Raw genomic sequence first — 7,560 nt, forward strand, 5'->3', positions numbered from 1 at the left:
CCATGTGACCACGCTCAAGACCCGGAAGGCAATATTTTCCCGACGTCTTGTCGGAACCTCTTGCGGAAGAGGCCCCGACTCAGACCGCGAGCACGTTCAGGTCGACCCCGGACCAGCGCTCGCCGACACCCGTCAGCGTCACGTGCCGCACCTCGTCCGTGGTGTCGCCGACGGCCCGGTCGATCCGGAGCCACAACCGGTCGTCGGTCAGCTCCTCGACCTTGCCCTCGCCCCACTCCACCACGATCACCGAGTCGGGCAGGGAGACGTCGAGGTCGAGGTCCTCCATCTCGTCCAGACCGCCGGACAGCCGGTAGGCGTCGACGTGGACGAGCGGCGGACCGTCGCCGAGGGAGGGGTGGACGCGGGCGATCACGAAGGTCGGGGAGGTGACGGCGCCGCGCACGCCCATGCCCTCGCCGAGCCCCCGGGTCAGCGTCGTCTTGCCGGCGCCCAGCTCCCCGCTGAGCATCAGCAGGTCACCGGCGCGCAGCACCGTGGCGAGCCTGCGGCCCAGTTCCCGCATCTCCTCCGGGGAGATGACGGTGATCTCGACGCCGGGGGCGGGCCGGCCGGGCTCGGCCGGGATGTGCGACTTTGCGGATTCTTCCATCGTCACTCACTCGCAGTAGTACTTTTGCCACACCCCGCAGGGGGCCGGTTGTGGCTGGACCGCAGCCACAAGACTGGAAGCCGCCGCTTCCGCTCAGGAAGAGGCGGAGTCACAGCCATCAACCGTATCCGTTGACGACGGCAACGCCCCCGCGCGGGCGAGCAGATCAGCGAGGCGGTCGGTGACGACCTCCGGGTGCTCCATCATGACCAGGTGCCCGGCGTCCGGCACCAGTACCAACTCGGCGCCCGGCAAGAGGTCGGCGATCGCCTCGCTGTGCTCGCTCGGCGTGACCAGGTCCCGCACCCCGGCGAGTACGAGGACCGGCAGGTCGGCGAAGTGGGCGAGGGCCTCTGTCTTGTCGTGGTCGTTGAAGGCCGGGTAGTACTGGGCGACCACGTCGATCGGCGTCGACTCGATCATCCGCTCGGCGAACCGGGCCACGGCCGGGTCCACGTCCCGCGACGCGAACGAGTACCGCTTGATGATCCCGGCGAACAGGTCCGCCGTCGCCCGCCTCCCCTTCTCCACCAGCTCGGCCCGCTGCCCCAGCGCCTTCAGCACGCCCGGGAGGACCCGCCGCACCGCGTTGACACCGGCGACGGGCAGCCCGAAGTTGACCTCACCGAGCCGCCCGGAGGACGTGCCGACGAGGGCGACGCCGACGACCCGCTCGGCCAGCAGCTCGGGGAACACGTCGGCCAGGGCCATCACGGTCATGCCGCCCATGGAGTGCCCGACCAGCACGATCGGGCCCTCGGGCACGGCGGCGTCGATGACGGCCTTCAAATCCCGGCCCAGGTCGTCGATGGTGACCGGCCGGTCGTCCCGCACCTGGGACACGCCCCGCCCGGACCGGCCGTGACTGCGCTGGTCCCAGTGCACGGTGCGGACGACGCCTCTGAGGGCCTCCCGCTGGAAGTGCCAGGAGTCCTGGTTCAGGCAGTAGCCGTGGCTGAAGACGACGGTCACGGGGGCGGGTGCCTTACGGCCGAACAGCCGCCGTCGGCGCCGGGTGAGCGCGGACTCCGTCTCCGGGTCGACGTCGTCGACCTCGTAGTACAGCTCGGTGCCGTCGTCGGCGTACGCCTTGCCCGGGGTGCCGCGCAGTCCGCCGTACGGACCCGTCGAGTCGAGGGCGAGCCGGGCCTTCTGCCGCATCCCGCGGCCGACGGTGAGCCGTTCTATCGCCACGCCGGCCGCGGCGCCCGCCGCGACCACGCCTATCGCGACACCGGCGATGCCGGTCGCCCGGCGCCAGCCGCCGACGACCTCGGTGGCGGCCTCCGTGGCGGAGGCGACGGCCGCCACGACGGCCTCCGTGTTGCTCTCGCTCACGTACCGCTCCTCTTCGCCGGGCCGTCGTGCGGTTCCCCGCCGGTTGCTGATTCCCCTGCCCGCGTGTCGTGCACGTCGCGCGCCGCGACGAGTGACGCGTCACTCGTCGAACGGACGCGTCACTCGTTCACATGGACGCGCGGGACGCGTGCCCCGATCCGGGTGACGATCTCGTACGCGATGGTGCCCGCCGCCTGCGCCCAGTCCTCGGCGGTGGGCTCGCCGCGGTCGCCGGGGCCGAACAGCACCGCCTCGCTGCCGGGCTCCGGCCGGTCCCCGCCCAGGTCCACGACGAACTGGTCCATCGCGATCCGCCCCGCGACCGTGCGCCACTTGCCGTCGACCAGGACGGGACCGGTGGAGGAGGCGTGCCGCGGGACGCCGTCCGCGTAGCCGAGGGGGACGAGGCCGAGGGTGGTCTCGCCGGGGGTCGTGTAGTGGTGCCCGTAGCTGACGCCGTGGCCGCCGGGGACCTGCTTGACCAGGGCCAGCGACGCGGACAGCGTCATCACCGGGCGCAGTCCGAAGTCGGCGGGGGTGCCGATCTCGGGGCTGGGCGAGACGCCGTACATCGCGATGCCGGGCCGTACGAGGTCGAAATGGGACTCGGGGAGGGAGAGCGTGGCCGGCGAGTTGGCGATGTGCCGGACGTCGGGGCGTACGCCCTGCTGCTCGGCGTATGCCGTCATCTCCCGGAAGCGGGTGAGCTGGGCGTTGATGGAGGGGTGCCCGGGCTCGTCGGCGCAGGCGAAGTGCGACCAGAGACCGGTGACGCGGAGCAGGCCCTCGTCCTCGGCCCGCCGGGCCGCCGCCACCAGCTCGGCCCAGTCCTCGCCGGGCTGGCAGCCATTGCGGCCGAGCCCGGTGTCGGCCTTGAGCTGCACCCGCGCGGGGAGTCCGGCCCGCCGTGCCGCCCCGGTGACCTCGTCCAGGGCCCACATCCCGCTGACGGACACGTCGAGACGGGCCTCGACGGCCTCCCGCCAGGGGCCGCCCGGTGTCCACAGCCAGCACATGATCCGCACGTCGTCCGGCAGACCCGCCTCCGCGCGCAGTACGAGGGCCTCCTGCGGCGTGGCGGTACCCAGCCAGGTCGCGCCCGCCGCGACGGCCGCGCGGGCGCACGGGATCGCGCCGTGGCCGTAGGCGTCGGCCTTGACGACGGCCATGAGAGCCGCACCGGGGGCCCGTTCGCGCAGTGCGCGGACGTTGGCCCGCAGGGCGGCCAGGTCGATCTCGGCACGGGCCCGCAGCACCGCGTCCCGCCGAGCAGCTGTCTCACTCATCGTGCCCCCAGTCTCTCAGAGCACCCGGGGCCCGCTTCCCCGCAGAACACGGATCGCCCGTGACGTCGTTAGGGTGCCCGGCATGAGCATCATCGGGGTCGGGATCGACGTGGCCGAGGTCGAGCGGTTCGGGGCGTCTCTGGAGCGCACGCCGGCCATGGCCCAGCGGCTCTTCCTGGAAAGCGAGTTGCTGCTGCCGAGCGGGGAACGCCGGGGCGTCGCCTCGCTCGCCGCCCGCTTCGCGGCGAAGGAGGCGCTGGCCAAGGCGCTCGGCGCGCCGGCGGGGCTGCACTGGACGGACGCCGAGGTGTACGTCGAGGACAGCGGGCGGCCACGGCTGCGGGTGACGGGGACGGTGGCGGCGCGGGCGGCGGAGCTGGGGGTGGCGTCTTGGCACGTGTCGCTGAGCCATGACGCGGGGGTGGCGTCGGCGGTGGTGATCGCGGAAGGCTGACGCCCATGAACGTCAGTGGTGCGGGTGTCGAAGACATGGGTGCGGGACCGGGGACGGGAACGGGGACGGGGACGGGACCGGGACCGGGGACGCGGACGGGGACGGGACCGCGGACGGGGACGGGACCGGGGACGGGAACGGGGACGGGGACGGGACCGGGGACGGGGACGGGGACGGGGACGGGGACGGGAACGGGGACGGGGACGGGACCGGGGACGGGGACGGGGACGGGGACGGGGACGGGAACGGGGATCAGGATGGTCTCCGTGCCGTCGGGGCGGGTGACCCTGTCGGACCGGCGGACGCGGCGCAGCTGGCCGGTGGAGGTGGCGTCCTGCCGGCTGGCGGCGTTCCCGGTCACGCGGGCCGCGTACGCGCGGGTCACCGGCCGGAGGCCCCCGGCCGCTGGGGAGGAGCGGCTGCCCGTCGCGGAGGTCTCGTGGACGGACGCGGTCGGGTTCTGCAACGCGCTGTCGGTGCGCGAGGGGCTCCGCCCGGTCTACCGCGTCGACGAGGGCGCCGGCACCGGTGAGGGCGACGAGGTCATCTGGGACACGTCCGCCGACGGGTACCGGCTGCCGACCGAGGCCGAATGGGAACACGCCTGCCGAGCCGGGACCGACGGCCCCCGCTACGGCCCCCTGGACGACATCGCCCGGTACCGCGGCAACTCGCGGGAGGGCGTCCACGAGGTGGGTGGCATGCTGCCGAACGCCTGGGGCCTGTACGACACGCTCGGCAACGTCTGGGAGTGGTGCTGGGACCTCTACGACGCCGAGGTGTACGGCGCCTACCGGGTGCTGCGCGGCGGTGGCTGGTTCGACGAGCACTGGAGCTGCCGGGCCTCGGTGCGGCGCCGCAGCCATCCGACGTTCCGGGTCGACGACGTGGGGTTCCGCGTCGCCCGTTCCGCCGGCGGGGCCGGTCAGGCCCTCGTCGGCTGAACCCGGATGGCCGGCTGTACCCGGATGTGCATGCGCTCGCCCTGGGCCCCGTACAGGGCGAGCCACTCGACGGGCCGGTCCCCCGCGTTGGCGATGCCGTGCGGGACGCGGGTGTCGAACTCCGCCGTCTCGCCGGCCGCCAGGACCAGGTCGTGGTCGCCCAGCGCGAGGAGCAGCCGACCGGAGAGGACGTAGATCCACTCGTGCCCCTCGTGGGAGCCCAGCTCCGGTCGCGGAGACCCTCCGGTCCGGGCGACCGCGGGGGCGGGGAGGATCTGCTTGTAGGCGTGCAGCCCGTCGTTCGGGTTGCGGGTGAGGGGGATCCAGGTCTGGCCGTGCCGGGTGAACGGGCGCGGGTGGACGCGGGGGTCGCCGGTCCGGGAGCCGACCAGGTCGTCCAGGGGCAGGCGGTGCGCCCTGGCCAGCGGCAGCAGGTGCCGCAGCCCCGGCTCGCGCAGGCCCGACTCCAGCCGGGACAGCGTGGACACGGAGATGCCGGTGGCGGCGCCGAGCTGGGCAAGGGTGAGCCCGCGGGCCTGCCGGATGGCGCGCAGGCGTGCCCCCAGCGAGGTCATCACCTGTGCCGTCTCGTCGTCGTCACCCATGGGAGCCATGAGATCAACTGTCCCGCACCCGCTCGCGGGGCGGACCGGTGACGTTCACCGCGTACGGGGAAGACTCGACGGCATGCGGACTGCGTACAGCGTGGAGATGGTCAGGAACGCCGAACGGGAGCTGATGGCACGGCTTCCGGAGGGGGCGTTGATGGGGCGGGCCGCGGCCGGGCTCGCCGTCGCCTGCGCGGAGGTGCTGGGGCGGGCGACCGGCCGGGTGTACGGCAGCCGGGTGGTGCTGCTGGTCGGCAGCGGGGACAACGGCGGCGACGCCCTGTACGCCGGGGCGCGGCTCGCCCGGCGGGGGGCGGGCGTGACGGCTGTGCTGCTCGCGCCGGAGCGCGCGCACGGCGGGGGGCTGGCGGCGTTGCGCCGGGCGGGTGGACGGGTCGCGGGCGACGGGTCCGCCGAGCAGTTGATCTCGCGCGCCGACCTGGTCGTCGACGGCATCGTCGGGATCGGCGGCAGGGGCGGGCTGCGTCAGGAGGCGGTGCCGCTCGCCGACGCGGCGGCGCGGTCGCGGGCGGCCGTCGTCGCCGTCGACCTGCCGAGCGGGGTCGACGCGGACACCGGGCAGGTGCCGGGAGCGGCGGTCCGGGCCGACCTGACGGTGACGTTCGGGGCGCACAAGCCGGGGCTGCTGGTCGATCCGGCGCGGGAGTACGCGGGGTCGGTGCGGCTGGTGGACATCGGGCTGTCGCTGCCGAACGACGCGGCCGGGCTGGAAGCCTTGCAGTACGCGGACGTGGCGCGGCTTCTGCCGGTGCCGGGCGCGGAGAGCGACAAGTACCGGCGAGGGGTCGTCGGCATCGCCGCCGGGTCCGCCCGCTATCCGGGCGCGGCCGTGCTCGCCGTCGCCGGGGCGCTGCGGGGTGGGGCCGGGGCGGTGCGGTACGTCGGTCCGGCCGGGGACGCGGTGATCGCGCGCTACCCGGAGACGCTCGTGTCCGACCAGGGACCGAAGCGGGCGGGGCGGGTGCAGGCGTGGGTCGTCGGTCCGGGCGCCGGTGACGACGCCGGGACGGTGGCGGAGGTACTGGCGGCGGAGGTGCCGGTGCTGATCGACGCGGACGGACTGCGGCTGGCCGACGCCGGGGCGGTACGGGGCCGTACGGCGCCGACGCTGATGACGCCGCATGCCGGGGAGGCGGCGGCGCTGCTCGGGGTGAGCCGGGAGGAGGTCGAGGGCGCGCGGCTGGCCTCGGCACGGGAGCTGGCGGGACGGTACGGGGCGACGGTGCTGCTGAAGGGGTCGACGACGGTGGTGGCCGGGTCGGAGGGAGGCCCGGTACGGGTCAACTCGACGGGGACGTCGTGGCTCGCCACGGCCGGGAGCGGGGATGTGCTCTCGGGGCTGGCGGGGTCCCTGCTGGCGGCGGGGCTCACGGCGCTGGACGCGGGCAGCGTGGCGGCGTACGTCCACGGCCTGGCGGGGCGTTTCGCGGCGGGCGGCGCGCCGACGGGGGCGCACGACGTCGCGGAGGCGATCCCGGGGGCGTGGCGGGATGTGGCCAGGGTGGAGTGAGTAGGGGTGTGTCGTGGGACACTCCCGGGTCTTACGGTGTTCGCATGACGCCAACTTCCGCCTCGGACCTCGCCTCGTTGCCCAGGGCCGAGTTCGCCTCCCCCGGCCCGCTGCGCGACCAGCTCGTGGCGGCGATCCTCGACGGCTCGAAGACCTCCACGACCGGACTCGTCCTCGACTACGAGCACGAGGGCGAACCACTGCCGACGGTCGGGAGCCGCGAAGTGGTCGTCGACTCCGACGACCGCCCGGTCGCCGTCATCGAGGTGACCGACGTGCGCGTCCTCCCGCTGGGTCAGGTGGACCTCGCCCACGCGGTGGACGAGGGCGAGGGATACACGAGCGTGGCCGAGTGGCGGGCGGGCCATGAAGGGTTCTGGCACAGCGAGGAGATGCGCGCGGCCCTGAACGACCCGGGCTTCACCGTGGACGACACGACACCGGCGGTCCTGCAGCGCTTCCGCCTGGTCACCGTGGTGCACCCGGCCGACGGGTGACTTACTCCGAGCGGCGCTCCTCCTGCGGCTCGTCCGGCATCCCCGCGAACAGCTCTTCCACTCGCGCGACCGTTCCGGCCCGGTCGAGCCAGTCGTCGAGGCGGGCGAGGTCCAGGCAGCCGGTGACGCGGGCCCGCTCGTCGTCGGAAACGGTCAGGCCACGGACTTCGAGCACCCGCAGGACACCCTTGGCCCTGCCTTCAGCCTCCCCCTTGGCCCTGCCTTCGTAGTACGTCTCCTCCCAGACCGTTCCCCTGCCCGGGAAATACGAGATGACCATTTTCTCCAG

Annotated in this window: 8 protein-coding genes and 1 pseudogene; 4 read left to right on the forward strand and 5 right to left on the reverse strand. The window is 74.1% G+C overall.

All coding sequences use genetic code 11. The features are described from left to right. Positions 1-79: 79 nt before the first annotated feature. The 3 genes from tsaE to alr form a co-directional block, all read right to left on the reverse strand. Positions 80-613: a tRNA (adenosine(37)-N6)-threonylcarbamoyltransferase complex ATPase subunit type 1 TsaE gene (gene tsaE / locus ABEA26_RS33875; RefSeq protein WP_345597620.1), complete on the reverse strand. Its 534-nt coding sequence runs from the start codon at positions 611-613 to the stop codon at positions 80-82. A 93-nt stretch (positions 614-706) separates the two neighbouring features. Then, the gene (locus ABEA26_RS33880; RefSeq protein ID WP_345597621.1) at positions 707-1,951 is read right to left on the reverse strand and encodes an alpha/beta fold hydrolase; all 1,245 of its coding nucleotides are present in this window, start codon (positions 1,949-1,951) and stop codon (positions 707-709) included. A gap of 119 nt (positions 1,952-2,070) precedes the next feature. Further along, positions 2,071-3,237 (reverse strand): alanine racemase, encoded by a 1,167-nt coding sequence (gene alr / locus ABEA26_RS33885; RefSeq protein WP_345597622.1) that lies wholly within the window; start codon positions 3,235-3,237, stop codon positions 2,071-2,073. Between the two features lie 82 nt (positions 3,238-3,319). Here alr and ABEA26_RS33890 point away from each other — a divergent pair, with 82 nt between their 5' ends. Together ABEA26_RS33890 and ABEA26_RS33895 are read left to right on the forward strand one after the other, a co-directional pair. Next, entirely contained in the window at positions 3,320-3,691 is a 372-nt protein-coding gene (locus ABEA26_RS33890; protein WP_279560344.1) for a holo-ACP synthase, read from the forward strand. A 257-nt stretch (positions 3,692-3,948) separates the two neighbouring features. Continuing rightward, positions 3,949-4,635, forward strand: a complete 687-nt coding sequence (locus ABEA26_RS33895) for a formylglycine-generating enzyme family protein (RefSeq protein WP_345597624.1) — start codon at positions 3,949-3,951, stop codon at positions 4,633-4,635. Here the strand turns inward: ABEA26_RS33895 and ABEA26_RS33900 are convergent. Continuing rightward, positions 4,617-5,240, reverse strand: a complete 624-nt coding sequence (locus tag ABEA26_RS33900; protein ID WP_345597630.1) for a helix-turn-helix domain-containing protein — start codon at positions 5,238-5,240, stop codon at positions 4,617-4,619. The two genes, ABEA26_RS33895 and ABEA26_RS33900, sit on opposite strands and share 19 nt — an antisense overlap. An 82-nt stretch (positions 5,241-5,322) precedes the next feature. Between ABEA26_RS33900 and ABEA26_RS33905 the strand changes: the two genes are divergently transcribed. Then, on the forward strand, positions 5,323-6,774 hold the full coding sequence (locus ABEA26_RS33905) for an NAD(P)H-hydrate dehydratase (RefSeq protein ID WP_345597626.1): 1,452 nt from the start codon (positions 5,323-5,325) through the stop codon (positions 6,772-6,774). Between the two features lie 44 nt (positions 6,775-6,818). After that, positions 6,819-7,271, forward strand: coding sequence for an ASCH domain-containing protein (locus ABEA26_RS33910; protein WP_345597628.1), 453 nt, complete (start codon positions 6,819-6,821; stop codon positions 7,269-7,271). A gap of 1 nt (position 7,272) precedes the next feature. On the opposite strand, the pseudogene ABEA26_RS33915 reads toward ABEA26_RS33910, so the two are convergent. Next, positions 7,273-7,560, reverse strand: a pseudogene (locus tag ABEA26_RS33915) (hypothetical protein); the annotation flags it as partial.

The organism is Streptomyces marokkonensis, from assembly GCF_039539045.1.
Classification (GTDB): Bacteria; Actinomycetota; Actinomycetes; order Streptomycetales; family Streptomycetaceae; genus Streptomyces; species Streptomyces marokkonensis.

Bases quoted from the DNA above. Each gene is read 5' to 3' on its own strand.
- tsaE (WP_345597620.1), bottom strand. From the start codon at position 613: ATGGAAGAATCCGCAAAGTCGCACATCCCGGCCGAGCCCGGCCGGCCC.
- alr (WP_345597622.1), bottom strand. From the start codon at position 3,237: ATGAGTGAGACAGCTGCTCGGCGGGACGCGGTGCTGCGGGCCCGTGCC.
- ABEA26_RS33890 (WP_279560344.1), top strand. From the start codon at position 3,320: ATGAGCATCATCGGGGTCGGGATCGACGTGGCCGAGGTCGAGCGGTTC.
- ABEA26_RS33895 (WP_345597624.1), top strand. From the start codon at position 3,949: ATGGTCTCCGTGCCGTCGGGGCGGGTGACCCTGTCGGACCGGCGGACG.
- ABEA26_RS33900 (WP_345597630.1), bottom strand. From the start codon at position 5,240: ATGGGTGACGACGACGAGACGGCACAGGTGATGACCTCGCTGGGGGCA.
- ABEA26_RS33905 (WP_345597626.1), top strand. From the start codon at position 5,323: ATGCGGACTGCGTACAGCGTGGAGATGGTCAGGAACGCCGAACGGGAG.
- ABEA26_RS33910 (WP_345597628.1), top strand. From the start codon at position 6,819: ATGACGCCAACTTCCGCCTCGGACCTCGCCTCGTTGCCCAGGGCCGAG.